The organism is Kitasatospora sp. NBC_01302 (assembly GCF_035976515.1).
GTDB lineage: Bacteria > Actinomycetota > Actinomycetes > Streptomycetales > Streptomycetaceae > Kitasatospora.
The window spans coordinates 4,796,318-4,822,200 of the sequence record NZ_CP108404.1; the positions used below are offsets into that span (position 1 = coordinate 4,796,318).

Here is a 25,883-nt window from a genome sequence, read left to right on the forward strand (position 1 = left end):
CGACACTGGTGAGTCGTTGTCCCGGGCGGCGGAGCAGGACCGCCACCCTCCCCGCCTGGCGCGGGTCGCGATGCGAACCAGGAGATGCAGTGAGCGACGTCCGTAACGTGATCATCATCGGTTCCGGCCCCGCCGGTTACACGGCAGCGCTCTACACCGCGCGGGCTTCCCTCAAGCCGCTGGTCTTCGAAGGGGCCGTCACCGCCGGTGGCGCCCTGATGAACACCACCGAGGTGGAGAACTTCCCCGGCTTCCGGGACGGCATCATGGGCCCCGAGCTCATGGACAACATGCGCGGACAGGCCGAGCGCTTCGGCGCCGAGCTGGTCCCGGACGACATCGTCGCGGTCGACCTCACCGGTGACATCAAGACCGTCACCGACTCCGAGGGCGTCGTGCACCGGGCCCACGCCGTGATCGTCACCACCGGTTCCCAGCACCGCAAGCTCGGCCTGCCCCGGGAGGACGCGCTCTCCGGCCGCGGTGTCTCCTGGTGCGCCACCTGCGACGGCTTCTTCTTCAAGGACCAGGACATCGCGGTGGTCGGCGGCGGTGACACCGCCCTGGAGGAGGCCACCTTCCTCTCCCGCTTCGCCAAGTCCGTCACCGTCGTGCACCGCCGTGCCGAACTGCGCGCCTCCAAGGCGATGCAGGAGCGTGCCTTCGCCGACCCGAAGATCAGCTTCGCCTGGGACAGCGCCGTCGAGGCCGTCCACGGCGACCCGAAGCTGACCGGTGTGACCCTGCGCGACACCACCACCGGCGAGCTGCGCGAGCTGCCGGTCACCGGCCTGTTCATCGCGATCGGCCACGACCCGCGCACCGAGCTCTTCAAGGGCCAGCTGGAGCTGGACGCCGAGGGCTACCTCAAGGTGGAGTCCCCCACCACCCGCACCAACATCCCCGGTGTCTTCGGCGCCGGCGACGTGGTCGACCACACCTACCGCCAGGCGATCACCGCGGCCGGTACCGGCTGCGCCGCCGCCCTGGACGCCGAGCGCTACCTGGCCCACCTGGCCGACACGGCCGGCAAGGAGAGCGAGACCGCCGCCGTCGCGGTCTGACCTCCCGGCACCATCCCCTCACAGCCGGGTGTTTCACGTGAAACGCCCGGCTGCGAAACAGAATCCCCCGCTCCGTTGTTGTCCCTTTCGGAGCACCCAGCACCACCCCGCATGCGACCTTAGGAGTTCCCGTGGCCGGCGCCACCATAACCGTCACCGACGCGACCTTCGAGAGCGACGTCCTCAACAGCGACAAGCCCGTGATCGTGGACTTCTGGGCCGAATGGTGCGGCCCCTGCCGCCAGGTCGCCCCCGTGCTGGAGGCCGTCGCCGAGGAGTACGGCGACCAGCTCACCATTGCCAAGCTCAACGTCGACGAGAACCAGGCCGTCCCCGCGCAGTACGGCATCGTCTCGATCCCGACCATGAACGTCTACGTCAAGGGCGAGCTCGTCAAGAGCATCGTCGGCGCCAAGCCCAAGGCCGCCCTGCTGCGCGACCTCGACGGCATCATCACGGTGAAGCCGGTCGGCTGAGCCGACGGCAGCACGGACGAGAGGGCGGCCCCATCGGGGCCGCCCTCTCGCGTTGCCGGCCGGACCGACCGCGTCAGAACGGGCGCAGCGCGGGCTCCTTGCGCCCAGCGCCGAGCAGCCGCTCCAGCGCCCCCTCCGCACCGCCCTTCCAGGAGACGGTGGCGCGCGCCTCCAGCCGCAGCCGTGGGTAGCGGTGGTGCGGGCGCACCGTCTTGAACCCGACCGCCAGCAGGTGCTCGGCCGGCAGCAGGCAGCTCGGCCGATCGCCGCCCGCCGCCCCGAAGGCCTCGATCGCCCGGAAGCCCCGCCCCAGCAGGTCCTTCGCGACCGCCTGCACCAGCACCCTTCCGATGCCCTGTCCCTGGTAGCCCGGCAGCACCCGACTCATCATCAGCTGCACGGCGTCCGGGGAGACCGGACTGGTCGGGAAGGACTGCGAGCGCGGCACGTAGGCCGGTGGCGCGTAGAGCACGAACCCGGCCGGCTCCTGGTCGACGTAGACCAGCCGGCCACAGGACCCCCACTCCAGCAGCGCCGCGGAGATCCACCCCTCCTTCTCCGCCGCCGCCTTCCCGCTGTCCACCGCCTCCCGGCCGCGCACCGGATCGAGCTCCCAGAAGACACAGGAGCGGCAGGGCGCGGGCAGATCCCCCAGGTTGTCCAGTGTCAGGGGGACGATCCTGCGACCCATGCGGCACACCTCCTCGTTCGGTTCCTCCCCCGGGGGCGAGGGCCAACCAGTCCGACCGGCGCGCTCCTCCCCCAGGACCCGTACAGACACCGGTGGGTGCATGTTTCACGTGAAACATGCACCCACCGGTCCAGCATGCCCGTCTCGGCCGAGCCGCACAGCAGCGGGCACAGGCCCCGAGCGGGCTCAGCTCTGCGAGAGCCGCAGCCCGTCCTCCCCTGGCGCCAGGCTGTCCAGGATCCGGTTGAGGTCGTCCACCGAGGCGAACTCCAGGACCACCTTGCCCTTGCCCAGCTTGCCACCCCGCTGCGAGACCTCGACCTTCACCCGGGTGTCGAACCGATCGGAGAGCCGACCCGCCAGGTCGTTGAAGGCCGGGGAGAGGATCTTGCCCGCCTTGGGGCCCACCGGACGCGGCTTCTCCTGCGGCTCCAGCAGCTTCACCATCTCCTCGGTGCTGCGCACCGAGAGCCCCTCCGCGATGATCCGCTTGGCCAGCTGCTCCTGCTGCCACTCGGCCGCGACCCCGAGCAGCGCCCGGGCGTGACCGGCGGTCAGCACCCCGGCGGCCACCCGGCGCTGCACCGCCGAGGAGAGCTTGAGCAGCCGCAGCGTATTGGAGAGGTGCGAACGCGAGCGGCCGATCCGGTCCGCCAGCTCGTCCTGGGTGCAGCCGAACTCCTCCAGCAGCTGCTGGTAGGCGGCGGCCTCCTCCAGCGGGTTCAGCTCCGCCCGGTGCAGGTTCTCCAGCAGCGCTTCCAGCAGCAGCTTGTCGTCCTCGGTGGCCCGCACGATCGCCGGGATCCGCTCCAGCCCGGCCTCCTGGGAGGCGCGCCAGCGCCGCTCACCCATGATCAGCTCGTAGCGCTCCGGACCCACCTGACGGACCACCACCGGCTGGAGCAGACCCACCTCCTTGATCGAGGTGACCAGCTCCTCCAGCTTCTCCTCGTCGAACACCTTGCGGGGCTGCGCCGGATTGGGCGTGATCGCGTCCAGCGGCAGCTCGGCGAAGCGCACGCCCTCCACCGGCACCAGCTCCGGGCGCGCGCTCGAAGCCACCCGCGCCGCCACCGTACCGCGCCCCGCCGGCAGCACCGGCACCGCGCTGGGCGACACCGCTCCGGTCTCCAGCACCGCCGCGCCACCGGGCGCCACCGGCCTGTCGGCGGCGGCGGTCGTGGCCGCCGTCCCGGGAGCCGCCGACGCACCGGCCGCCGGAATCAGCGCACCCAGCCCACGACCCAGACCCCTGCGACCACTCACCGATTGCCCTCCATCGTGCTGTGCTGTGCCGTCGGCGTCGCCTGCGCGCCGATCGTGTGCCGGTGCTGTCCCACCGCGTCCAACGCCTCGGCCGCCGCCTGCTCCACCGCGGTGGCCGGGCCCTCCAGGCCGACCGCCCGCAGCGCCAGTTCCCGCGCCGCCTCCAGGTAGGAGAGCGCGCCGGTGGAGCCGGGATCGTAGGTGAGCACCGTCTGCCCGTAGCTCGGTGCCTCCGAGATGCGCACCGAACGCGGGATCGCGGTCCGCAGCACCTCCGTGGTGAAGTGGTTGCGCACCTCCTGCGCGACCTGGGCGGCCAGCCTGGTCCGCGCGTCGTACATGGTGAGCAGGATGGTGGAGACGTGCAACGCCGGGTTCAGGTGCGCGCGCACCAGCTCCACGTTGCGCAGCAGCTGTCCCAGGCCCTCCAGCGCGTAGTACTCGCACTGGATCGGGATCATCACCTCCTGGCCTGCCACCAGGGCGTTGACCGTCAGCAGCCCGAGCGAGGGCGGACAGTCGATCAGGATGTAATCCAGGGGCTGTTCGTAGGCGGCGATCGCCCGCTGCAGCCGGCTCTCCCGGGCCACCAGCGAGACCAGCTCGATCTCCGCGCCGGCCAGGTCGATGGTGGCGGGGACGCAGAACAGCCCCTCCACCTCCACCACCGGCTGCACCACATCGGCCAGCGGCTTGCCCTCCACCAGCACGTCGTAGATGGACGGCACCTCGGCATGGTGGTCGATGCCGAGCGCGGTGGAGGCGTTGCCCTGCGGGTCGAGGTCGATCACCAGGACCCGTAGCCCGTGCATGGCGAGCGAGGCGGCCATGTTGACGGTGCTGGTGGTCTTCCCCACCCCGCCCTTCTGGTTCGCCACCACGATCACGCGGGTCGCCGGTGGCCTGGGCAGGCCTTCACCCGCCCGTCCCAGCGCCTGCACGGCGGCCTGCGCCGCCCGGGCGATGGGGGTGTCATCGATCTGGTCGATGGTCTCCGAGTCCTGCATGGGGCTCAGTGTTTCACGTGAAACCGGAGCGGCAACAGTCTCCGCCCGGCCACGGCCGAGCCCCCGGCGCAGCCGGAGGTCCAGACTGGCGGGAAGCAGCGAGCGACGTTTCACGTGAAACACCATGCCCGCAATGTCGGATATCTGACGCCGCGACACTCCGGACGACGCCAGAGGCCCCGGGTGCGATCCGCACCCGGGGCCTCCCGGTCACTCCTCGTGGGCCGCGTGGGCCCGGCCGCTCAGCGCCGCCGGCGACCGGCGCCCCGCGCCTCCGCCGGCCGACCGCCGGCCCGGCCCGCCCGGGCCGCCTTCGCCCGCCTGGTCGCCGCCTTCACCCCGCCGGGGCTCTCGCCGGCCTTCACCTGCACCACCCGGGTCGCAGCGCCCAGCAGGCTCTCCCCCACCGGGATCACCGACCACTCGACCGCACCCAGCTTGCTGAGCGCCGCCCGCGAGTCGGCCAGCTCCTGCTCGGCGGTGTCGCCCTTGAGCGCCAGCATCTGCCCGTAGGGACGCAGCAGCGGCATGCCCCAGCCGGCCAGCCGGTCCAGCGGTGCCACCGCCCGGGCCGTGACGATCTCCACCGAGACCTTGCCGATCATCTCCTCGGCCCGCCCGCGCAGCACGGTGACGTTGGTCAGCTCCAGCTCCCGCACCACCTCCTCCAGGAAGGTGGTGCGCCGCAGCAGCGGCTCCAGCAGGGTCACCGACACGTCGGGCCGGGCCAGCGCCACCGGGATCCCGGGCAGCCCCGCGCCCGACCCCACATCGCACAGGGTCGCCCCCTCGGGCAGCAGCTCGGAGAGCACCGCGCAGTTGAGCACGTGGCGGTCCCACAGCCGGGGCACCTCCCGCGGACCGATCAGCCCGCGCTGCACCCCCGCCGACGCCAGCAGCTCGGCGTAACGCTGCGCCGAGGCGAACCGCTCGCCGAAGATCTCCCGTGCCGCCTGCGGCGGCTCGCCCAGACCCTCCGGCGCCCCATCGGCCGCCGCACTCTCCGTCGCCATCTCAGCCTCTCCGCTCACCGAATCCACCGTTAGCACCGTTTCACGTGAAACATCCCACGCCAACTCGAAGCACCACGTGCGAGGCACCGCCTGTGAGGCAGCACCTGCAGAGCCCCCGAGGAGCGACGACCCCGCTCGCACAGCCGCACCGTGCGAACGGGGTCGTCGAGGGATGGAGCCCCGGGCCTCAGCCCGCCAGGACCACGACGCAGCGCTGCGGCTCTTCGCCCTCCGACTCGCTTCGCAGCCCAGCCGCGGCCACCGCGTCATGGACCACCTTGCGCTCGAACGGCGTCATCGGGCGCAGCTTGACCGACTCGCCGGTCTGCTTGGCCTGCTCGGCGGCCTTGGCCCCGAGCTCCGCCAGCTCCTCGCGCTTGCGGGCCCGGAAGCCGGCGATGTCCAGCATCAGCCGGCTGCGCTCCCCGGTCTCCCGGTGCACGGCCAGCCGGGTCAGCTCCTGGAGCGCCTCCAGCACCTCACCGTCCTGACCCACCAGCCGCTGCAGGGTGCGGTCGTTGCCGTCGCCCACGATGGACACCAGGGCCCGGTCGCCTTCGACATCCATGTCGATGTCGCCGTCCAGGTCGGCGATGTCCAGCAGGCCTTCGAGGTAGTCGGCCGCGATGTCGCCCTCCTGCTCCAGGCGAGCGACCAGGGTGTCCGCCGACTCCTCAGCCGGGGCGGCCGATCCGGCGTCGACGGCGGAGGTGGTGCCTTCCGTCACGGGAGGGACTCCTTCACAGACAGGGCCCACGGGTACGGGCCGAAATCGAGGATCGAGGGGTTCGGGCGAGGGTCGGGCGACTACTTCTTCTTGGGTCGCTGACCGCTCTGCTGCGGGCCGCGCTTGGCGCCGCCGCCACCCTGCTTGGGGGCCGGCCGCTTGGCGCCGCCCGAGGCCTGCGCCTTGCCCGCCCCCTGCGTGCTGGGCACCGCGTCCTCGACCTGCGCGTCGGTCTCCGCCGCCGCCGGCTCACCGTCCGTGTTGCTCTGGTCGGTCTTCACCGCACCACCGTGCACCTGCTGGCGCTGGGCCTTGGTCTGCTTGCGCGGCTGCTGCCGGCGCACCTGGACCGTCTCGGTCAGCGCGGCAGCGGCCTGCTGCTCGGCAGCCGCCTTCGCCTTGCCACCGCCGAGGAAGCCGAGCACGCCGGCGCCCTTGATGATCGAGCCGTCCGGGTTCAGCCGGCCGGAGGCCTTCAGGCGCACCTGCCGCTCGTCCCAGGCCTTGCTGCCCGGCGTCGGGTTGTTGCGGATCACGACCAGCTGCTGGCCCATCGACCAGACGTTGGTGGTCAGCCAGTAGACCAGCACACCGACCGGGAAGTTGATGCCCATCACGGCGAACATGAACGGGAAGACGTACATGAGCATCTTCTGCTGCTGCATGAACGGCGTCTTGACCGTGAGGTCCACGTTCTTGGTCATCAGCTGGCGCTGGGTGATGAACTGCGAGAGCGACATCATCACGATCATCACCGCAGTGACGATCTTGACGTTGGTCTCGGTGGAGTGCACGAAGGTGGCCGACAGCGGAGCACCGAAGATGTGCGCCTTGCCCGCGCTGGCCAGCAGCGGGCCGTTGATGACGCCGATTTCCTTGTTGTGCGCGACCGAGCTCAGCACCCCGTACAGGGCGGTGAAGAACGGCATCTGCACCAGGATCGGGAGACAGCTCGAGAAGGGGTTGGTGCCCGCCTCCTTGTAGAGCTTCATCATCTCTTCGGACTGGCGCTGCTTGTCGCTCTTGTAGCGCTCCTGGATGGCCTTCATCTTCGGCTGGATCGCCTGCATGGCCCGGGTCGACTTGATCTGCTTCACGAAGAGCGGGATCAGGCAGATCCGGATCACGATCACCATGGAGGCGATGGCGAGACCCCAGGCCCAGCCGCTGTCGGCCGGGAAGACGTGGCTGTACAGCGCGTGGAACTGAACGATGATCCACGAGACAGCGGTGTAGAGAGGGTTCAGGAAGGACCAGGTCACCGGTCAGACTCCTTGGGCATTGGGCTTGGTCGTCAGGCTTTCGGACATCGGGCCTACCGACGTCTGACCAGCAGCCGTCGAGCCTGAGGTGACCGGGCCGCGGGCCGCGGAGCCGGTCGGCTCCGCGCCCGTGGCGCTACCGGTCCTGGACTGCACCAGGGTACGGAGCCGCTGGTGCCAAACGGGACGCTTACGCGGCGGCACATGATCCACACCGCCCGGGGACCAGGGATTGCACCGAAGGATCCGCCAGCCGGTCAGCACGCTGCCCTTGATCGCACCGTGTGTCCGCACCGCCTCGTAGCCGTAGTGCGAGCACGAGGGGTAGTAGCGGCAGACCGGGCCCAGCAGCGGACTTATCGTCAGCTGGTAGAGCCGGATCAGACCCATCAGCAGGTACTTCATCGCCCTGATCCTCCTCCCGGGGAGGTCGGATCGGTCCGGAGCAGCCGCTTCAGCGCGGCGTCCAGGTCATGTGCAAGATCCAGATACGAGGCCGTCCCCGCGGGGGGCAGCGCCCGTACCACTATCAGGCTACCTGCGGGCAAGCGGGCCAGACGCTCGCGGACCAGGTGACGCAGACGACGCTTGACCAGGTTGCGGACCACGGCGGGACCAACAGCCTTGCTCACGACGAAACCCGCACGCGCCGAGGGAGGCCCCTCGGCGACGTGCGGGTGGGAGTCGCTGTACCCGTCTGCCTGACCCGCCGGCTCGTCATCTCGTCTGAGATGGACGACCAACAGAGGCCGACCGGCTCGACGGCCGCGTTTCACCGCGATCGCGAAGTCCTGGCGCCGCCGCAGCCGATTCTCGGAGGGCAGCACTGCAGACCCTTACGCGGATCAGGCGGAGATGGCGCTGCGGCCCTTGCCACGGCGGGCCGCCAGGATGGCGCGGCCGGCGCGGGTACGCATCCGCAGCCGGAAGCCGTGGGTCTTGGCGCGACGACGGTTGTTCGGCTGGAAGGTGCGCTTGCTCACTCGGGGGCTCCTGGGGTGAATCGTAGGATGACGATTTGCAGCTTGGCCGTCACCGTGCGTCCGCGTGATCTCCCCTTCGTTCCTGGGAAATCCGGCCCGAATCCCCAGGTCTGCTGGGTTTGAGGCAATCCACGGCGCCCGTGCTGCGCGCCTTATGGAAGCGGGGCGGACCCGCGGACATGCGGCAGCGGCCATCGACAACTCGACCTGGTTACGGTACGCGGCGGGGAGGCCGAGGGTCAAACCGGCCTCTCGCCGGGCCACTCGTACACAGCCTGTGGACAACAACTTGAATCAGCTCTGCCCGCTGACTACCGTTGCAGGACTTGTCTGGTTTTGTTCATCGACCTGAGCCAGCCCCACATCCTGACGCCCCAGATCCTGACCAGGACCACCCCCTTCGGGGGAACGAGAAAGCGTGCACCAGTGGCTGATGTCAACAGCGACCTCGTCCCCGCCTGGGCGAAGGTCGTCGAGCGGCTGGTCAACGACACCTCGGTCGGTGACAAGGACAAACTCTGGGTGCAGCGCACCCAGCCGATGTGGATGATGCACGACACCGCGCTGCTGGCCGCCCCGAACGAGTGGGCCAAGCAGGTCCTGGAGGGCCGGCTGCTGCCGCAGCTGACCGACGGGCTCAGCCAGCAGTTCGGCCGCCCGGTGCGAATCGCCGTCATGGTGGACGCCAACGCCGTGCCGCCGGGCCCCGCGCCGGCCCCGGTGGAACCCGAGCCGCAGCCCACCGAGCCCCGGCAGGCCCTCGAGCGTTCGGGCCCTGAACGGTCGGCCTCCGAGCGATCGACCATCGAGCCGCGGCCGGGGTCCGAGCCGTCGCCGCACACCGGTTCCCAGCCGCAGGGCTGGCCCACCGCCCCTCAGCCGCCGCGCGACTACCCGGCCCACGGCCGCGGCTACCGCGAGCAGTCCTACGAGGGCGGCGGCTACGGCTACGGCGAGCCGTACGACGGCTACCAGGAGCAGCCCTACCAGCAGCAGCCGTGGGGCGGCCCCCGCCCGGAGAACGGCGGCGGCTACCCGACCCCCGGCTACCCCGCGCAGCCCTACCAGGAGCGCGGCTACCGCGACTGGAACGACCGGGAGAACGAGGGCGCCCTGCCCTCGCCCGGGCCGCGTCCGGTCGCCCCGGGCGGGCCCGGCGGCGATCACGCCCAGGGCGACCTGTTCGGCGGGGCCTACGACTCCACCGGCGAGGAGGTGCGCCCGCGCGGCGCGGGGCGTGACCCGCGCCCGGGCCAGGGTCCGCGCCGCGACCTGCCGCCCGCCATCCGCCCCGCCGGCGACCAGGACCGTCCCGGCCAGGGCGCCCAGGGCGGCGGCGCGCTGCCGCCGGAGGGCGAGCGCCCCGGCGCTGCGCTGCCCGAGCGGGTCGCCGACCGCACCCCGGTCCCCGGCGTGCCGGCCCCGCCCGGCGCCCCGTCGGCGGACAGCGGGCGCAAGGACGAACCGGCCGCCCGGCTGAACCCCAAGTACCTGTTCGACACCTTCGTGATCGGCGCCAGCAACCGCTTCGCACACGCGGCTGCGGTGGCCGTGGCGGAGGCTCCGGCCAAGGCCTACAACCCGCTCTTCATCTACGGCGAGTCCGGCCTGGGCAAGACCCACCTGCTGCACGCCATCGGCCACTACTCGCGCAGCCTCTTCCCCGGAACCCGGGTGCGGTACGTGAGTTCGGAGGAGTTCACCAACGAGTTCATCAACTCGATCCGGGACGGCAAGGCGGACGCGTTCCGCAAGCGGTACCGGGACATGGACATCCTGCTGGTCGACGACATCCAGTTCCTGGCGAGCAAGGAGTCGACGCAGGAGGAGTTCTTCCACACCTTCAACACCCTGCACAACGCCAACAAGCAGATCGTCCTCTCCTCCGACCGGCCGCCCAAGCAGCTGATCACCCTGGAGGACCGGCTGCGCAACCGGTTCGAGTGGGGCCTGATCACCGACGTCACCCCGCCCGAGCTGGAGACCCGGATCGCGATCCTGCGCAAGAAGGCGATCCAGGAGAGGCTCAACGCCCCTGCCGACGTCCTGGAGTTCATCGCCTCCCGGATCACCCGCAACATCCGGGAGCTGGAGGGCGCGCTGATCCGGGTGACCGCCTTCGCCAACCTCAACCGGTCCCCGGTGGACCTGGAGTTGGCCGGCATCGTGCTCAAGGACCTGATCCCGGGCGGCGACGAGGACGCGGGACCGGAGATCACCGCACAGGTGATCATGCAGCAGACCGCCGCGTACTTCGGCCTCACGGTGGAGGACCTCTGCGGTTCCTCGCGCAGCCGCGTGCTGGCGACGGCCCGTCAGATCGCCATGTACCTCTGCCGCGAGCTGACCGACCTCTCGCTGCCGAAGATCGGCGCCCAGTTCGGCGGCCGCGACCACACCACCGTGATGCACGCGGACCGCAAGATCCGCTCGCTGATGGCCGAGCGGCGCTCGCTCTACAACCAGGTCACCGAGCTGACCAACCGCATCAAGAGCTGACTGCGGCCGCACCAAGAGCCAAGCCCGGCAGGGCCCTTGAGGGGGCCGCCGAGGACCTCCAGCGAGGTTCCCGGCGGCCCCTTCGGCGTTCCCGGCCCCCGCCCGCCGCGATCCACCGGCCACCACCGGTGGATCGCGCCCGATGTAGGCCGACCGGGTGTGTGAAACGCGCCGGGCCGGGGAAGGCTCGCACCAGCTGACGATCCACCAAGCTCCGGCCCCGATCGCACATCTGATCAGCGATTCGAACAGCGAGGGCCTACGGAGGCGTTGTCCACAGCGACGGGTGTAGTTCCCCGTCCACAGCGTGGGGATCACCGAGTTATCCCGAATTTCTCCACAGCCCGCTCGCCGCTACGCTCTTCGCCGCAGGTCAGCCCCCTGTGTACTTGTGCACAACAGTTATCCACAGGGTGTGGACAGTTGGCGGCCCGTCAATCGGCGCCGAGAGTTGTCCACTGGCTGTCCCCAGGGGAAGGGCGATTATCCCCAGCTTCTCCACAGCGCTATCCACTGTTCGACAACGGACAAGCCCTGTTCATCGCCCGGTGTGAAAGGCGTCACGAGAAGTTGACCGGAGCTCGTGGATAACCCGGCCAGAATCTGGGGACGGCCCTGGGGAAAAGCTGTGGATACCCTCGGTGGCCTGTGAGTAACGCTCCGCTGTCCACAGCGGCACCGAGTTTTCCACCGCCACGGTCCACACCCTGTGTGGACAAAAAACCTGCTCTGAGCTGCGGAAACGGGGTTATCCACGGTATCCACAGGCCCTACTACTACCACTACACCTAGAGACCCCTGGATTCGCTCAACAGCGGGGTGGCCCGAAATCTGTGGACAACCGGATCCGACGTCTGTTCGGCCCGGCTTCCGCCCGTCGGCCCCGAGTGTCGGCCGAGTACGTCAGACTGTCCTTCGGCACCTGGAGCCGAGGCGGGCTCGGCTCGCTGCTCCAGTGGCCCCGGCGCCGGACCAGGCGCCAGAAGACGATCAAGAGCTGCAAGCGACTGCAGGACCTCAGGAGGCGGTGACCGGTGAAGTTCCGGGTGGAGCGTGACGTCCTCGCGGAGGCGGTGGCCTGGGCTGCTCGCAGCCTCCCGGCGCGGCCTCCGGTGCCGGTGCTGGCCGGCCTGCTGCTGACCGCCCAGGACGGCAGCCTGGCGCTGTCCGGCTTCGACTACGAGGTCTCGGCCCGGGTCGAGCTGGAGGCCGACGTCGAGGAGCAGGGCACCGTGCTGGTCTCCGGCCGGCTGCTCAACGACATCGCCCGCAACCTTCCCAACAGGCCTGTGGAGATCTCCACCGACGGCCAGCGGGTCAGCGTGGTGTGCGGCACCTCCCGCTTCACCCTGCCGACCCTGCCGGTGGACGAGTACCCGACGCTGCCGCAGATGCCCACCGCCACCGGCACGGTCTCCGGCGACGTCTTCGCCTCGGCCGTCAGCCAGGCCGCGGTGGCCGCCGGCCGTGACGACACGCTGCCGGTGCTCACCGGTGTCCGGGTCGAGATCGAGGGCGACAAGATCACCCTGGCCGCCACCGACCGCTACCGCTTCGCCGTCCGCGAGCTGCTGTGGAAGCCCGAGCAGCCGGACATCTCCGCGGTCGCGCTGGTCCCGGCCCGCACCCTGCAGGACATCGCCAAGTCGCTGGGCAGCGGCGACAACGTCTCGATCGCGCTCTCCTCGGGCGGCGCCGGCGAGGGCCTGATCGGCTTCGAGGGCGCCGGGCGGCGCACCACCACCCGGCTGCTGGAGGGCGACTTCCCGAAGTTCCGCACCCTCTTCCCGACCGAGTTCAGCGCCGAGGCCTCGGTCCAGACCCAGCCGTTCCTGGAGGCGCTCAAGCGCGTCTCGCTGGTCGCCGAGCGCAACACCCCGGTGCGGCTGAGCTTCGAGCAGGGCGTGCTGACCCTGGAGGCCGGCTCGGGCGACGACGCCCAGGCCACCGAGCGGATCGACGCGGACCTCGAGGGCGACGACATCTCGATCGCCTTCAACCCCGGCTACCTGGAGGAGGGCCTGAAGGCCATCGACTCCCCGTACGCCAACCTGTGCTTCACCACCTCCACCAAGCCCGCTCTGCTCAAGGGCAAGGCGGCGGTGGACGCGGAGGTCGACGAGGCCTACCAGTACCTGATCATGCCGGTGCGCCTGAGCGGCTGACCGCCGTGGACCAGGCCAGGACCTGACGACGTGAGTGGTGTCCACAGCCCGTCCCAGGGCTGTGGACAGCCACGCGGCGTAGGCTCTGGTGTCGCGGCAACGGCGCCGCCGTCAGGCACGACACCACAGGTAAGGACTTGTCATGGAGCTCGGCCTCATCGGTCTCGGCAAGATGGGCGGCAACATGCGCGAGCGCATCCGCCGCGCCGGCCACACCGTCATCGGCTACGACCGCAACCCCGACCTCGCCGACGCCACGAGCCTTCAGGAGCTGGTCAGCAAGCTCGAGGGCCCCCGGGTGATCTGGGTGATGGTCCCCGCCGGCGCCGCCACCCAGGCGACCGTGGAGGAGCTGGCCGAGCTGCTCTCCCCCGGCGACGTGGTGGTCGACGGCGGCAACTCGCGCTGGACCGACGACATCGAGCACGCGAAGCTGCTGGCCGCCAAGGGCATCGGCTTCGTGGACTGCGGCGTCTCCGGTGGCGTCTGGGGCCTGGAGAACGGCTACGCGCTGATGTACGGCGGTGGCGCCGAGCACGTCCTGCGGGTCCAGCCGATCTTCGACGCGCTCAAGCCGGAGGGCGAGTTCGGTGCGGTGCACGCCGGCAAGGTGGGCGCCGGGCACTTCGCCAAGATGGTCCACAACGGCATCGAGTACGCGATGATGCAGGCCTTCGCCGAGGGCTGGGAGCTGCTCGAGGCCGCCGACGAGGTCACCGACGTGCGCGAGGTCTTCCGCAGCTGGCAGGAGGGCACCGTGATCAAGTCCTGGCTGCTCGACCTCGCGGTGCGCGCGCTCGACGGCGACGAGCACCTGGACAAGCTGCGCGGCTACGCGCAGGACTCCGGCGAGGGCCGCTGGACGGTGGAGGCCGCGATCGACCACGCCGTGCCGCTGCCGGCCATCACCGCCTCGCTCTTCGCCCGCTTCGCCTCCCGCCAGGAGGACTCCCCGCAGATGAAGATGATCGCCGCGCTGCGCAACCAGTTCGGCGGCCACGCGGTCGAGTCGAAGTAGTCGAGCAGAGCCAACGGTCCAGAAGGCGAGCGCAGTCCACAGCCATGCACGTCGCGCACCTGTCGCTCGCCGACTTCCGTTCCTACGCCCGGGCCGAGGTCTCCCTCGACCCGGGCGTCAGCGCGTTCGTGGGGCCCAACGGCCAGGGCAAGACCAACCTGGTCGAGGCGATCGGCTACCTGTCCACGCTGGGCAGCCACCGGGTGGCCACCGACGCGCCGCTGGTGCGCCAGGGCGCCGAGCGGGCGGTGGTCCGCGGCTCGGTCGTGGACCGCGGCCGGACCACCCTGCTCGAACTGGAGATCACCCCGGGCAAGGCCAACCGGGCCCGGATCAACCGCTCGGACAACGTGCGCCCGCGTGACGTGCTGGGCCTGCTGCGCACGGTGCTCTTCGCCCCCGAGGACCTGGCCCTGGTGAAGGGCGACCCGGGGGAGCGGCGGCGCTTCCTGGACGAGCTGCTGACCGCCAGGGCGCCCCGGCTGGCCGGCGTGCGCGCCGACTACGAGCGGGTGCTCAAGCAGCGCAACGCGCTGCTGAAGACCGCCGCGATGGCCCGCCGGGCCGGCGGCGGCAAGGGCGGCGACCTGTCCACCCTGGAGGTCTGGGACGGCCATCTGGCCCAGGCCGGCGCCGAGTTGACCGCCTTCCGGCTGCAGCTGGTGGCTGCGCTGGCGCCCCTGGTCGAGCAGGCCTACGAGCGGCTCGCCCCCGGTGGCGGGCCGACCCGGCTGGAGTACCGCTCCTCCTTCGAGGGCGGGCTGCCGGGCAGCCGCGAGGAGGCGTACCAGCAGCTGCTGGAGGCGCTGCGGGCGGTCCGCAAGCAGGAGACCGAGCGCGGGGTGACCCTGGTCGGCCCGCACCGCGACGAGCTCGGACTGCTGCTCGGCACGCTGCCCGCCAAGGGCTACGCGAGCCACGGCGAGTCCTGGTCGTTCGCGCTGGCGCTGCGGCTGGCCTCCTACGAGCTGCTGCGGGCGGACGGCGGCGAGCCGGTGCTGATCCTGGACGACGTCTTCGCCGAGCTGGACGCGCGCCGCCGCGAGCAGCTGGCCGAGCTGGTGGCCGGCGGCGAGCAGGTGCTGGTGACGGCGGCGGTGCCCGACGACGTCCCGAAGGCGCTGGCCGGAGTGCGGTACGCGGTCGCCGCGGGCGATGTGACCAGGATCGGTTCGTAGCCCGGTCCGCGACCGCCCAGGAACCTCGTACCCTGGTCTGTCCACAGGCTGGGGAAGGAGTGCACCGCCCGTGAGTGAATCGGAACTGTCCGGCGTCGACCTGGCGCGGGTCGCCCTGCGCGCGGCCAAGGAGCAGGCCCGCCGACGTGGCGAGCAGGTCCGGGAGAAGCGGGAGGCGAAGCGGCACGGGCTGCGCAGCGGCGCCCGCGCGGACGGTCGCGACCCGGTCCCGCTGGGGGCCGCACTCAATCGTTTGATCACGGAGCGTGGCTGGGAGGCCCCGGCCGCGGTCGGCGGGGTGATGGGCCGCTGGGCCCAGATCGTCGGCCCCGACATCGCCGCGCACTGCACCCCCGAACAGTTCGCCGAGGCCGATGCGGTGCTGACGGTGCGTTGTGACTCCACCGCGTGGGCCACTCAGTTGCGCCTGCTGGCACGGCAGTTGGTGGCCCGGCTGAACCACGAGCTGGGCCACGGCACGGTCCGGGTGATCCGGGTGCTCGGTCCCTCGGCGCCGGAGCGCAAGTACGGCCGGCTCCGGGCGCCGGGCAGCCAGGGGCCGCGCGACACCTGGGGGTGATCCCGGCCGGTGGCTCGCCCTTGACGGAGCGCATACCTCCGGAACCGCTGACGGCCCGTGTGAGGCCGCTGAGCCCCCCGGGCGAGTATCGGGACATGTGCGGAGGGGATTCGGGGCGGTAAATCCGCCTTCAGAGCCTGCCAAACGCCCATCTATGTCGGCGGTACCGGTAGACTGAGAGTCAAACACTGCCGCTTGCGGTAACTGAGTCGAAACGCCGTGGTCGCACGTCCGCCCGAACCCTGGGCGGGGATGCGGCCCGTGCTGTGCCAGAGAGGGCGCTTCGTGGCCGATTCCGGCGATTCCAGCCAGTCCCCCGTCCCCACCGACCCGTCCTCGGGTACCTCCTACACCGCCAGCAACATCCAGGTGCTGGAGGGGCTCGACGCAGTCCGCAAGCGTCCCGGTATGTACATCGGTTCCACCGGCGAGCGCGGCCTGCACCACCTGGTCCAGGAGGTCGTGGACAACTCCGTCGACGAGGCGATGGCGGGGCATGCGGACACCATCGACGTGACGATCCTGGCCGACGGCGGGGTGCGGGTGGTCGACAACGGCCGCGGCATCCCGGTCGGCATCGTCCCGGGCCAGGAGAAGCCGGCCGTCGAGGTCGTGCTGACCGTGCTGCACGCGGGTGGCAAGTTCGGCGGCGGCGGCTACGCCGTCTCCGGTGGTCTGCACGGTGTCGGCGTCTCGGTGGTCAACGCGCTCTCCACCCGGCTGGCGATCGAGATCCACACCGACGGCCACCGGTGGACCCAGGACTACAAGCTCGGCGCCCCCACCGCCCCGCTGCAGCAGCACGAGGCGACGGACCGGACCGGCACCAGCGTCACCTTCTGGGCCGACCCGGACATCTTCGAGACCACCGTCTACTCCTTCGAGACGCTCTCGCGCCGCTTCAAGGAGATGGCCTTCCTCAACAAGGGCCTGAGCATCTCGCTGACCGACGAGCGCCCCGAGCACGTCGACGACGAGGGCAAGCCGCTCTCCGCCCGGTACTACTACGAGGGCGGCATCGCCGACTTCGTGAAGGACCTCAACTCCCGCAAGGGCGAGGTCATCCACCCCTCGGTGATCGACTTCGAGGCGGAGGACAAGGACAAGACGATCTCGGTCGAGGTCGCCATGCAGTGGAACTCCTCGTACACCGAGGGGGTCTACTCCTTCGCCAACACGATCCACACGCACGGCGGCGGTACCCACGAGGAGGGCTTCCGCGCGGCGCTGACCGGCCTGGTCAACCGCTACGCGCGGGACAAGAAGCTGCTCCGGGAGAAGGACGAGAACCTCTCCGGCGAGGACATCCGCGAGGGCCTGACCGCGATCATCTCGGTCAAGCTCGGCGAGCCGCAGTTCGAGGGCCAGACCAAGGACAAGCTGGGCAACACCGAGGCGAAGACCTTCGTCCAGCGCGTGGTGCACGAGCAGCTGAACGACTGGCTGGACCGCAACCCGACCGAGGCCGCGGACATCATCCGCAAGTCGATCAACTCGGCCACCGCCCGGATGGCGGCCCGCAAGGCGCGCGACCTGACCCGCCGCAAGGGCCTGCTGGAGAGCGCCTCGCTGCCGGGCAAGCTGAGCGACTGCCAGTCCAAGGACCCGGCCGAGTGCGAGATCTTCATCGTCGAGGGTGACTCGGCCGGCGGCTCGGCCAAGCAGGGCCGCGACCCGCGCACCCAGGCCATCCTGCCGATCCGCGGCAAGATCCTGAACGTCGAGAAGGCCCGGATCGACAAGGTGCTGCAGAACACCGAGGTCCAGGCGCTGATCTCGGCCTTCGGCTGCGGCATCCAGGAGGACTACGACGAGTCCAAGCTGCGGTATCACAAGATCGTGCTGATGGCCGACGCCGACGTCGACGGACAGCACATCCGCACCCTGCTGCTCACGCTGCTCTTCCGCTTCATGCGCCCGCTGGTCGAGGCCGGCTACGTCTACCTGGCGATGCCTCCGCTGTACAAGATCAAGTGGGGCAAGGACGACTTCGACTACGTCTACTCCGACCGCGAGCGCGACTCGGTGATCGAGGCGGGTGTGGCCGCCGGGCGCCGGCTGCCCAAGGACGACGCGATCCAGCGCTTCAAGGGTCTGGGCGAGATGAACGCCGAGGAGCTGCGGATCACCACCATGGACCAGGCGCACCGGCTGCTGCAGCAGATCACCCTGGAGGACGCGGCCCGTGCCGACGACCTCTTCTCGGTCCTGATGGGCGAGGACGTCGAGGCCCGTCGGTCCTTCATCCAGCGCAACGCCAAGGACGTCCGCTTCCTGGACGTGTGACGCGACGTGACATCACGTCACGCCAGCACCGCACTGTCCAGTCACGCGTGAAAGGAAACTGACCACCAGTGGTCGACGACAACCGTCCCGACGGCGAGCAGCCGGACGCCGACACCGCCACCGCCACCTTCGTCTCCCGGGTCGAGCCGATCGAGCTCGAGACCGAGATGCAGCGCTCCTACCTCGACTACGCGATGAGCGTGATCGTCAGCCGCGCGCTGCCCGAGGTCCGCGACGGCCTCAAGCCGGTGCACCGGCGCGTGCTGTACGCGATGTACGACGGCGGCTACCGGCCCGAGAAGGGCTACTACAAGTGCGCCCGCGTGGTCGGCGACGTGATGGGCAACTACCACCCGCACGGCGACACCTCGATCTACGACACCGTGGTGCGCCTGGCCCAGCCCTGGTCGCTGCGGATGCCGCTGGTGGACGGCAACGGCAACTTCGGCTCGCCGGGCAACGACCCGGCCGCGGCGATGCGCTACACCGAGTGCAAGCTGATGCCGCTGGCCATGGAGATGATGCGCGACATCGACGAGGAGACCGTCGACTTCGCCGCCAACTACGACGGCCGCTCGCAGGAGCCGACCGTCCTGCCCTCGCGCATCCCCAACCTGCTGGTCAACGGTGCCACCGGCATCGCGGTCGGCATGGCCACCAACATCCCGCCGCACAACCTGCACGAGGTGGCCTCCGGCGCGCTCTGGGCGCTGGAGCACCCGGACGCCTCCAACGAGGAGCTGCTGGACGCCCTGATCGAGCGGATCAAGGCGCCGGACTTCCCGACCGGTGCGCTGATCGTGGGCCGCCGCGGCATCGAGGACGCCTACCGGACCGGGCGCGGCTCGATCACCATGCGCGCGGTGGTCGAGGTCGAGGAGATCCAGGGCCGCCAGTGCCTGGTGATCACCGAGCTGCCGTACCAGGTCAACCCGGACAACCTGGCGCTGAAGATCGCCGACCTGGTCAAGGACGGCCGGGTGGCCGGCATCGCCGACGTGCGCGACGAGTCCTCCTCGCGCACCGGCCAGCGCCTGGTGGTCGTGCTCAAGCGCGACGCGGTGGCCAAGGTGGTGCTGAACAACCTCTACAAGCACACCGACCTGCAGACCAACTTCGGCGCCAACATGCTGGCCCTGGTGGACGGCGTGCCGCGCACGCTCTCGCTGGACGCCTTCATCCGGCACTGGGTCAGCCACCAGGTCGACGTGATCGTGCGCCGCACCCGGTTCCGGCTGCGCAAGGCCGAGGAGCGCGCCCACATCCTGCGCGCGCTGCTCAAGGCGCTGGACATGATCGACGAGGTCATCGCGCTGATCCGGGCCTCGGACTCGGCCGACGCGGCCCGCAGCGGCCTGATGAACCTGCTCGCCATCGACGAGCTGCAGGCCAACGCGATCCTGGAGATGCAGCTGCGCCGCCTGGCCGCCCTGGAGCGCCAGCGGATCACCGACGAGCACGACGAGCTGCAGCGCAAGATCGACGAGTACAACGCGATCCTGGCCTCGCCGGCGCGCCAGCGCGAGATCATCTCCGAGGAGCTGACCGCGATCGTCGACAAGTACGGCGACGAGCGGCGCTCCACGCTGATCCCCTTCGACGGCGACATGTCCGTCGAGGACCTGATCGCGGAGGAGGACATCGTCGTCACGATCACCCGTGGCGGCTACGTCAAGCGCACCCGCTCCGACCTCTACCGCTCGCAGAAGCGCGGCGGCAAGGGCGTGCGCGGCGCGCAGCTGAAGCAGGACGACATCGTCGACCACTTCTTCGTGACCACCACGCACAACTGGATCCTGTTCTTCACCAACAAGGGCCGGGTCTACCGGGCCAAGGGCTACGAGCTGCCGGACGCCGGGCGCGACGCCCGCGGCCAGCACGTGGCCAACCTGCTGGCCTTCCAGCCGGAGGAGCACATCACCCAGGTGATGGCGGTGCGCACCTACGAGGACAAGCCCTACCTGGTGCTGGCCACCCGTGAGGGTCTGGTCAAGAAGTCGCACCTGAAGGACTACGACTCGCCGCGTTCGGGCGGTCTGATCGCGATCAACCTGCGCACCGACGAGGACGGCCGGGACGACGAGCTGATCGGCGCCGAGCTGGTCTCCGCCGAGGACGACCTGCTGCTGGTCTCCAGGAAGGCCCAGTCGATCCGCTTCACCGCCACCGACGAGGCGCTGCGCCCGATGAGCCGGGCCACCTCGGGCGTGAAGGGCATGGCCTTCCGCGAGGACGACGAGCTGCTGTCGATGAACGTGGTGCGGCCGGGTACCTTCGTCTTCACCGCGACCGACGGCGGCTACGCCAAGCGGACCTCGGTGGACGAGTACCGGGTCCAGGGCCGCGGCGGTTTCGGTACCAAGGCGGCGAAGATCGTCGAGGGCCGCGGCTCGCTGGTGGGCGCGCTGGTGGTCGAGGAGACCGACGAGATCATGGCCATCACCCTCTCGGGCGGGGTGATCCGCACCAGGGTTTCCGGAGTTCGTGAAACCGGACGTGACACCATGGGCGTCCAACTGATCAACCTCGGAAAGCGCGACGCGGTGGTGGGCGTGGCCCGCAACGCGGAGGCGGAGGACGAGGACGGGGCCGAGGATTCGGTCGAGGACGGCGCGCAGGCGCTCGCGGAGGATGTGGTCGAGGGCACGGCGCAGGCCGTGGCCGAGCCCGCAGCGACCGACGCCGACGCCGCTGACCTGGACTGACGTACATCGGGCAGCCGGCACTCCCGCTCACGGGCTGGGAGGGCCGGCCTGCCCCGGTTTCGGGCTTCTCAGCTTGATGCCGCACAGTGGAGTGTCGACCGGGGCGTACAGCGCGCCCCCGGCGGGAAACTGGGAGGACACCAGAGTGAGTGGGACCACGGGTGGTGCGGGAGGTGCCGCGCCGGGCGGTGCGCCGTACGGAGGTGTACCGCAGCCGCCGACCGAGCACCCGGCTGCGTCCACCTCGCTGATGTCCGCGGTGGGCTCGGGCGGCGGCTACACGCCGGCGCCGACCCAGCCGCCGGGTACGCCGGCGCCGGGCGGCAGCGGTTACTCGCAGCCGACGACGTACACCAAGGGCCAGCCGACGCCGCCGCGCGGCACCCGCACCGGGACCGGGCCTGCCGGTGCCCCGCAGGGCGGCGCAGCACCGCGCCGTCCCGCGCCGGCCCCCGGCGCCCCGGCGCCGGCGCCCGCACCGGGCGGCATGGCGGCGCGCACCCGCAAGGCGCGGCTGCGGATCACCAAGGCCGACCCCTGGTCGGTCATGAAGGTCAGCTTCCTGCTGTCGCTGGCGCTCGGCATCATCATGATCGTCGCGGCGGCCGTGCTGTGGGGCGTGCTGGACTCGCTGGGCGTCTTCAGCTCGGTGGGCAACATGCTCAAGGACGCCACGGGCTCCGGCACCGGCGGCAGCAGCAGCGGCATCAACATCATGGACTACGTCGGCTTCGGCAAGGTGCTCACCTACACCTCGCTGATCGCCGTCGTGGACGTGATCCTGCTGACCGCGCTCTGCACCCTGGCGGCGTTCATCTACAACGCGGCGGCGGGCTTCACCGGCGGCGTCGAGCTGACCCTGGCGGAGGAGGACTGACGATCGGTCGCCCATAGGCTGACCGATCGTCAGAAAACGTCGCACAGTACGAACCAAATTCGCGAAACACGGCATGCGCGGGCCCCTTCGGTTGTTGGATCGAGGGGGTCCGCTTCGTCATTCGGGTGACAGCCGCCCCCGGCCCCGGCGCGCCGCCGGGGCCGGGTGACGCCGCCTGGGTTGGCTGGAGCGTCCCCCTGCACGGCTACCGGTTATGCCCACGGGACAGCCTCCGCGCGAGCGCTGTCCACTCGGTTGCGCGGAGGTTCACTGATGCCACAGATCGCCCAGCAGCTCGTCGGTGCGCTGGAGGACTTGCTCGGCACCCGGCTGCCGTTCCGGCTGCAGGCCTGGGACGGCAGCGTCGCGGGAGCGCCGCAGGGGCCCGCCCTGCTGCTGCGCAACCGCCGGGCGCTGCGTCGGCTGCTCTGGTCCCCGGGTGAGCTCGGGCTGGCGCGTGCCTACGTCTCCGGCGACCTGGACGTCGGCCCCGGCGAGGACCTCTACACCGTGCTGGCCGAGGTGGCGCACTTCGCCGAGCGGCCCGAGGTGCGCGAGCTGCACCTGGGCCTGGGCGACCTGACCGGCTCCGCGGGGCGCCGGGTGGCGGCGGTGCTGGCCAAGGTCGGTGCGCTCGGCCCGCAGCCCGCGCTGCCCCCCGAGGAGGCCCGCCCCGAAGGCCGGCTGCACAGCCGGCGCCGCGACCGGGCGGCGATCAGCCACCACTACGACGTCGGCAACGAGTTCTACCGCCTGGTGCTCGGCAGCTCGATGGTCTACTCCTGCGCCTACTGGACGCCCGAGGGCAAGAGCCTGGAGGACGCCCAGGCGGCCAAGCTCGACCTGATCTGCCGCAAGCTGGGCCTGCGCCCCGGGATGCGCCTGCTGGACGTCGGCTGCGGCTGGGGCTCGCTGGTGCTGCACGCGGCCGAGCACTACGGCGTCACCGCCGTCGGGGTGAGCATCTCCGCCGAGCAGGTGGCGCTGGCCCGCGAGCGGGTGGCCGCCGCCGGCCTGTCCGACCGGGTGGAGATCCGGCTGCAGGACTACCGCGAGATCACCGACGGCCCCTACGACGCGATCTCCAGCGTCGGCATGGCCGAGCACGTCGGCAGCGAGCAGTACCGGGTCTACGCCGGCGGCCTGTACGACCTGCTGGTGCCCGGCGGGCGGCTGCTCAACCACCAGATCGCCCGCCGCCCCACCCGCCCCGGCGAGGTCTACCGCAGCAGCCCGTTCATCTCCCGCTACGTCTTCCCGGACGGCGAGCTGGCGCCGGTGGGCAGCACCGTGCAGCTGCTGGAGGAGGCGGGCTTCGAGGTCCGCGACGTCGAAGCCCTGCGCGAGCACTACGCGCTGACGCTGCGCGAGTGGGTGGTCAACCTGGAGGCCGCCTGGCCGACGGCGGTGCGGCTGGTGGGCCGGGGCCGGGCGCGGGTCTGGCGGCTCTACATGGCCGCCTCGGCGCTGGCCTTCGAGGAGAACCGGATCGGGATCAACCAGGTGCTGGCCGTGCGCACCACCACGAGCGGCGACAGCCGGCTGCCCGCCACCCGTGAGCAGTGGCTGGCCCGCCCCGAGCCCTCAGCCGCCGGGCCCGGCACCTCTGAGCTGCACGTTGCGATTGCCGGGCCGGGCGGGGCCGAGGGCGCGGATTTGGGGGATCGGCCGTCGGTCCGCTAATCTTTCAGTGCGGCAAGGGCCTATAGCTCAGACGGTTAGAGCGCTTCCCTGATAAGGAAGAGGCCACAGGTTCAAGTCCTGTTAGGCCCACCTGCGAGAGCGCCCCGGATGGTTCACCATCCGGGGCGCTTCTGTTTTCGGCGCTGTTCGAGAGCGAGGAGCGGGCTGATGCGGGTCGGGTACCTGTCGGTGGCGGCGCCGGGCGGGCGGGCCAATGAGGACTTCGTGCTGGCCGGTGAGGATTTCGTGGTGGTGCTCGACGGTGCCTCCGTGAGCGCGCCCGAGACCGGCTGCCGGCACGACGTGGCCTGGGTCACCCGGCGGCTGGGCGTCCGGCTGGGGCAGTTGCTGGTGGAGGAGCCGCAGTGGCCGCTCACCGAGGTGCTGCGGGTGGCGATCGAGCGGCTGCGCGAACTGCACGCGGACAGCTGTGATCTCGGCCACCCTGACAGCCCCTCGGCCACCGTGGCGCTGCTGCGCCGGCGCGGCGAGCGGCTGGAACACCTGGTGCTCGCCGACTCCCCGGTCCTGGTGGAGCTGACGGACGGTCGGCTGGAGGTGGTGCTCGACGACCGGGTCGAGCGCCTGCCCGCCTACGACCTGGCCACCGTCGCCCGGCTGCGCAACGCCTCCGGTGGCTTCTGGGTGGCCAGCACCCGCCCCGAGGCCGCCGACCAGGCGCTGACCGGCTGCCACCCGCTCGGCGAGGTGCGCCGCTTCGCGGTCCTCACCGACGGCGTCTCGCGGCTGGTCGAGCGCTACGGCTGGAGCTGGCGCCGGTTGCTCGACGTGCTGGACGAGCAGGGCCCTGAGGGGGCCGTACGGGCGGTGCGGGCGGCCGAGCTGGCCGAGCCGCCCGGGCTGCGCGGCAAGCGGCACGACGACGCCACGGTGGCCTTCGGGCGCCCGGGGCCCCTCGACTGAGCCGCCGCCCGCCGGGCCGGCGGACACCGTGCCGTCAAACCTTCGTCAGCGTCCGCCGGTTGAGCCGCCGCTGCCCGGTCTCGAACAGGACACGGGTGTGTATCATCGGCCGCAGAGCGGTTTGGCCCGCCAACCGCCGATTCATACGTGCACATTCGAGGACTCGCAGCCCGGACGCCCCGTTCGGACGGTCGGCTGCTGAGCCTGCCATGCTGAGAAGGACGAGGTCCCGCGGTGAAGAAGCTCCTCCTGGTCGCCCTGGTCGCCCTCGGCGGCTTCTTTGTCTACCGTCAGGTCCAGGCCGACCGTGCCGAGCAGGACCTGTGGACCGAGGCCACCGACCCGATCCCGGCCGGCCGCTGACCCTGAGCGGTCGACGGGAGGTCCCGGTGGACCTCCCTGGTTCCCGCCTGTCCGGCTGATGCCGGATACCTGCTCAAGATTTTCCGACGGACCCGGTACGCTGTTCTCCGACGGCGACCGGTGCACCGTCACGGGGCTTTAGCTCAGTTGGTAGAGCGCTGCCTTTGCAAGGCAGATGTCAGGAGTTCGAGTCTCCTAAGCTCCACAGCACGACGCCCGAGGGCCGACCTGGCAGCAGGTCGGCCCTCGGGCGTCTTCGGGGTCGCGCGTGGTCAGTGCGGCTTGCGCGGGTCGTGCGGCTTGGGGTGGCCGTCGCCCTGCTGCGCGTCCTCGCCCGGCAGCGGCTGGTCGCTCTCCTCGGTGGGGCCGGAGCCGTTGAGCGGGGCGGTGCCCGGGTGCGCGGAGGTCGGCGGGCCCTGCACCTCGGGCGGCTCGACCAGCCACTCCGGCTCGCTGCGCTTGTGCCACCAGGCCCAGATCAGCACGCCGCCGCCGACCGCGACCGCGCCCGCCACCGCCAGCGAGGTCGCCAGCGCGTTGCACCGGGCCCTACGGGCGTTCTTCGCGGCCAGCTTGCTGACCTCCTCGGGGCTCACGTTCCCCTGCAGCGCGATCAGCGCCGCCGCACCGCGGCTCTGCGCCTCGTGCAGTGCCGGGCCGGCGGCGGCCTTCGCGTCGTCCAGTGCGCCGCTCAGCCGGGGCAGGGTGGTGGTGCGGGCGTAGTCACCGGCCCGGTCGGCCGAGTGCTTGGCCGCCAGCGCGGCCTCCTGCGCCCGGTGCACCGCCCGCAGGGTGTTCTCCTGGGCGCGCGGCGGCAGCGCGGTGAACGCCTGCCCGACGTGCGGGGCGAGATGCCTGCTGTACCCGGACCGGGCGGAGTGCGCGGCCGAATGGGCGGCGTGCCGGGTGCCGGTCCGGGCCTGGCAGGCGGCCGCCTCGACCCGCGGACCGAGCGCTTCGAGGGCAGGACCGAGCCGCTGCCGGGCCTCGTCCGCGTAGTGCGTGGCGGTGTCCCTGGCCGTGGCGGCGTAGGGCGCCAGCGTGTCCATGGTCCTGCCTGCCGTCTCACGTGCGGTGTCCAAGCGGGTCACGGGGATCCTCCTCCTGGGTGGCATC

Annotated in this window: 23 protein-coding genes and 2 tRNA genes; 15 read left to right on the forward strand and 10 right to left on the reverse strand. The window is 71.0% G+C overall.

Features of this window, described 5'->3' with window-relative positions; translation table 11 throughout:
* The first annotated feature begins 89 nt into the window (after positions 1–89).
* Positions 90–1,064: a thioredoxin-disulfide reductase gene (gene trxB, locus OG294_RS20670; protein ID WP_327067990.1), complete on the forward strand. Its 975-nt coding sequence runs from the start codon at positions 90–92 to the stop codon at positions 1,062–1,064.
* 131 nt (positions 1,065–1,195) lie between these two features.
* Positions 1,196–1,540, forward strand: a complete 345-nt coding sequence (gene trxA, locus OG294_RS20675) for a thioredoxin (RefSeq protein ID WP_327067991.1) — start codon at positions 1,196–1,198, stop codon at positions 1,538–1,540.
* Positions 1,541–1,613: 73 nt separating this feature from the next.
* Here the strand turns inward: trxA and OG294_RS20680 are convergent, their stop codons facing one another.
* The 9 genes from OG294_RS20680 to rpmH form a co-directional block, all read right to left on the reverse strand.
* On the reverse strand, positions 1,614–2,231 hold the full coding sequence (locus OG294_RS20680; protein ID WP_327067992.1) for a GNAT family N-acetyltransferase: 618 nt from the start codon (positions 2,229–2,231) through the stop codon (positions 1,614–1,616).
* Between the two features lie 186 nt (positions 2,232–2,417).
* Positions 2,418–3,497 (reverse strand): ParB/RepB/Spo0J family partition protein, encoded by a 1,080-nt coding sequence (locus OG294_RS20685; RefSeq protein WP_327067993.1) that lies wholly within the window; start codon positions 3,495–3,497, stop codon positions 2,418–2,420.
* Positions 3,494–4,588 (reverse strand): ParA family protein, encoded by a 1,095-nt coding sequence (locus tag OG294_RS20690; protein WP_442789351.1) that lies wholly within the window; start codon positions 4,586–4,588, stop codon positions 3,494–3,496. Before OG294_RS20690 ends, OG294_RS20685 begins: the two co-directional genes overlap by 4 nt.
* Before the next feature lie 158 nt (positions 4,589–4,746).
* On the reverse strand, positions 4,747–5,517 hold the full coding sequence (gene rsmG, locus OG294_RS20695; protein WP_327067994.1) for a 16S rRNA (guanine(527)-N(7))-methyltransferase RsmG: 771 nt from the start codon (positions 5,515–5,517) through the stop codon (positions 4,747–4,749).
* A gap of 187 nt (positions 5,518–5,704) precedes the next feature.
* Positions 5,705–6,244: a Jag family protein gene (locus OG294_RS20700; RefSeq protein ID WP_327067995.1), complete on the reverse strand. Its 540-nt coding sequence runs from the start codon at positions 6,242–6,244 to the stop codon at positions 5,705–5,707.
* Positions 6,245–6,324: 80 nt separating this feature from the next.
* The gene (gene yidC, locus OG294_RS20705) at positions 6,325–7,506 is read right to left on the reverse strand and encodes a membrane protein insertase YidC (protein WP_327067996.1); all 1,182 of its coding nucleotides are present in this window, start codon (positions 7,504–7,506) and stop codon (positions 6,325–6,327) included.
* Positions 7,507–7,509: 3 nt separating this feature from the next.
* Positions 7,510–7,911: a membrane protein insertion efficiency factor YidD gene (gene yidD / locus OG294_RS20710; protein ID WP_327067997.1), complete on the reverse strand. Its 402-nt coding sequence runs from the start codon at positions 7,909–7,911 to the stop codon at positions 7,510–7,512.
* On the reverse strand, positions 7,908–8,333 hold the full coding sequence (gene rnpA, locus OG294_RS20715) for a ribonuclease P protein component (protein WP_327067998.1): 426 nt from the start codon (positions 8,331–8,333) through the stop codon (positions 7,908–7,910). Before rnpA ends, yidD begins: the two co-directional genes overlap by 4 nt.
* An 18-nt stretch (positions 8,334–8,351) precedes the next feature.
* A complete protein-coding gene (gene rpmH, locus OG294_RS20720) occupies positions 8,352–8,489 on the reverse strand; it encodes a 50S ribosomal protein L34 (protein WP_148643823.1) in 138 nt (45 codons plus the stop codon).
* 426 nt (positions 8,490–8,915) lie between these two features.
* Between rpmH and dnaA the strand changes: the two genes are divergently transcribed.
* From dnaA to OG294_RS20785, 13 genes are all read left to right on the forward strand, one after another.
* Positions 8,916–10,988: a chromosomal replication initiator protein DnaA gene (dnaA, locus tag OG294_RS20725; RefSeq protein WP_327067999.1), complete on the forward strand. Its 2,073-nt coding sequence runs from the start codon at positions 8,916–8,918 to the stop codon at positions 10,986–10,988.
* A gap of 1,034 nt (positions 10,989–12,022) precedes the next feature.
* The gene (dnaN, locus tag OG294_RS20730) at positions 12,023–13,153 is read left to right on the forward strand and encodes a DNA polymerase III subunit beta (protein ID WP_327068000.1); all 1,131 of its coding nucleotides are present in this window, start codon (positions 12,023–12,025) and stop codon (positions 13,151–13,153) included.
* 142 nt (positions 13,154–13,295) lie between these two features.
* Positions 13,296–14,171, forward strand: a complete 876-nt coding sequence (gnd, locus tag OG294_RS20735) for a phosphogluconate dehydrogenase (NAD(+)-dependent, decarboxylating) (RefSeq protein ID WP_327068001.1) — start codon at positions 13,296–13,298, stop codon at positions 14,169–14,171.
* 44 nt (positions 14,172–14,215) lie between these two features.
* Positions 14,216–15,349: a DNA replication/repair protein RecF gene (recF, locus tag OG294_RS20740; RefSeq protein ID WP_327068002.1), complete on the forward strand. Its 1,134-nt coding sequence runs from the start codon at positions 14,216–14,218 to the stop codon at positions 15,347–15,349.
* Between the two features lie 37 nt (positions 15,350–15,386).
* A complete protein-coding gene (locus OG294_RS20745; RefSeq protein WP_442789352.1) occupies positions 15,387–15,929 on the forward strand; it encodes a DUF721 domain-containing protein in 543 nt (180 codons plus the stop codon).
* 261 nt (positions 15,930–16,190) lie between these two features.
* The gene (gene gyrB, locus OG294_RS20750; protein WP_327068004.1) at positions 16,191–18,215 is read left to right on the forward strand and encodes a DNA topoisomerase (ATP-hydrolyzing) subunit B; all 2,025 of its coding nucleotides are present in this window, start codon (positions 16,191–16,193) and stop codon (positions 18,213–18,215) included.
* Positions 18,216–18,283: 68 nt separating this feature from the next.
* Complete coding sequence (gene gyrA / locus OG294_RS20755; protein ID WP_327068005.1) at positions 18,284–20,920, forward strand: DNA gyrase subunit A; 2,637 nt, start codon at positions 18,284–18,286, stop codon at positions 20,918–20,920.
* A 145-nt stretch (positions 20,921–21,065) separates the two neighbouring features.
* Entirely contained in the window at positions 21,066–21,797 is a 732-nt protein-coding gene (locus OG294_RS20760; RefSeq protein ID WP_327068006.1) for a DUF3566 domain-containing protein, read from the forward strand.
* A gap of 273 nt (positions 21,798–22,070) precedes the next feature.
* Complete coding sequence (locus OG294_RS20765) at positions 22,071–23,480, forward strand: cyclopropane-fatty-acyl-phospholipid synthase family protein (RefSeq protein WP_327068007.1); 1,410 nt, start codon at positions 22,071–22,073, stop codon at positions 23,478–23,480.
* Positions 23,481–23,496: 16 nt separating this feature from the next.
* Positions 23,497–23,570: transfer RNA gene (locus tag OG294_RS20770), tRNA-Ile, on the forward strand.
* 78 nt (positions 23,571–23,648) lie between these two features.
* Positions 23,649–24,404 (forward strand): protein phosphatase 2C domain-containing protein, encoded by a 756-nt coding sequence (locus tag OG294_RS20775; protein ID WP_327068008.1) that lies wholly within the window; start codon positions 23,649–23,651, stop codon positions 24,402–24,404.
* A gap of 234 nt (positions 24,405–24,638) precedes the next feature.
* Positions 24,639–24,767, forward strand: coding sequence for a DLW-39 family protein (locus OG294_RS20780; RefSeq protein ID WP_211786189.1), 129 nt, complete (start codon positions 24,639–24,641; stop codon positions 24,765–24,767).
* Between the two features lie 132 nt (positions 24,768–24,899).
* Positions 24,900–24,972, forward strand: a tRNA-Ala gene (locus OG294_RS20785).
* A 67-nt stretch (positions 24,973–25,039) separates the two neighbouring features.
* Here the strand turns inward: OG294_RS20785 and OG294_RS20790 are convergent.
* Positions 25,040–25,858: a DUF5324 family protein gene (locus tag OG294_RS20790; RefSeq protein WP_327068009.1), complete on the reverse strand. Its 819-nt coding sequence runs from the start codon at positions 25,856–25,858 to the stop codon at positions 25,040–25,042.
* Positions 25,859–25,883 lie beyond the last annotated feature (25 nt).

What these genes read in the sequence shown, in the direction of transcription:
- OG294_RS20680 (WP_327067992.1), bottom strand. Translation starts at nt 2,231, where the DNA reads ATGGGTCGCAGGATCGTCCCCCTGACACTGGACAACCTGGGGGATCTG.
- rsmG (WP_327067994.1), bottom strand. Translation starts at nt 5,517, where the DNA reads ATGGCGACGGAGAGTGCGGCGGCCGATGGGGCGCCGGAGGGTCTGGGC.
- yidD (WP_327067997.1), bottom strand. Translation starts at nt 7,911, where the DNA reads ATGAAGTACCTGCTGATGGGTCTGATCCGGCTCTACCAGCTGACGATA.
- gnd (WP_327068001.1), top strand. Translation starts at nt 13,296, where the DNA reads ATGGAGCTCGGCCTCATCGGTCTCGGCAAGATGGGCGGCAACATGCGC.
- recF (WP_327068002.1), top strand. Translation starts at nt 14,216, where the DNA reads ATGCACGTCGCGCACCTGTCGCTCGCCGACTTCCGTTCCTACGCCCGG.
- OG294_RS20765 (WP_327068007.1), top strand. Translation starts at nt 22,071, where the DNA reads ATGCCACAGATCGCCCAGCAGCTCGTCGGTGCGCTGGAGGACTTGCTC.
- OG294_RS20775 (WP_327068008.1), top strand. Translation starts at nt 23,649, where the DNA reads ATGCGGGTCGGGTACCTGTCGGTGGCGGCGCCGGGCGGGCGGGCCAAT.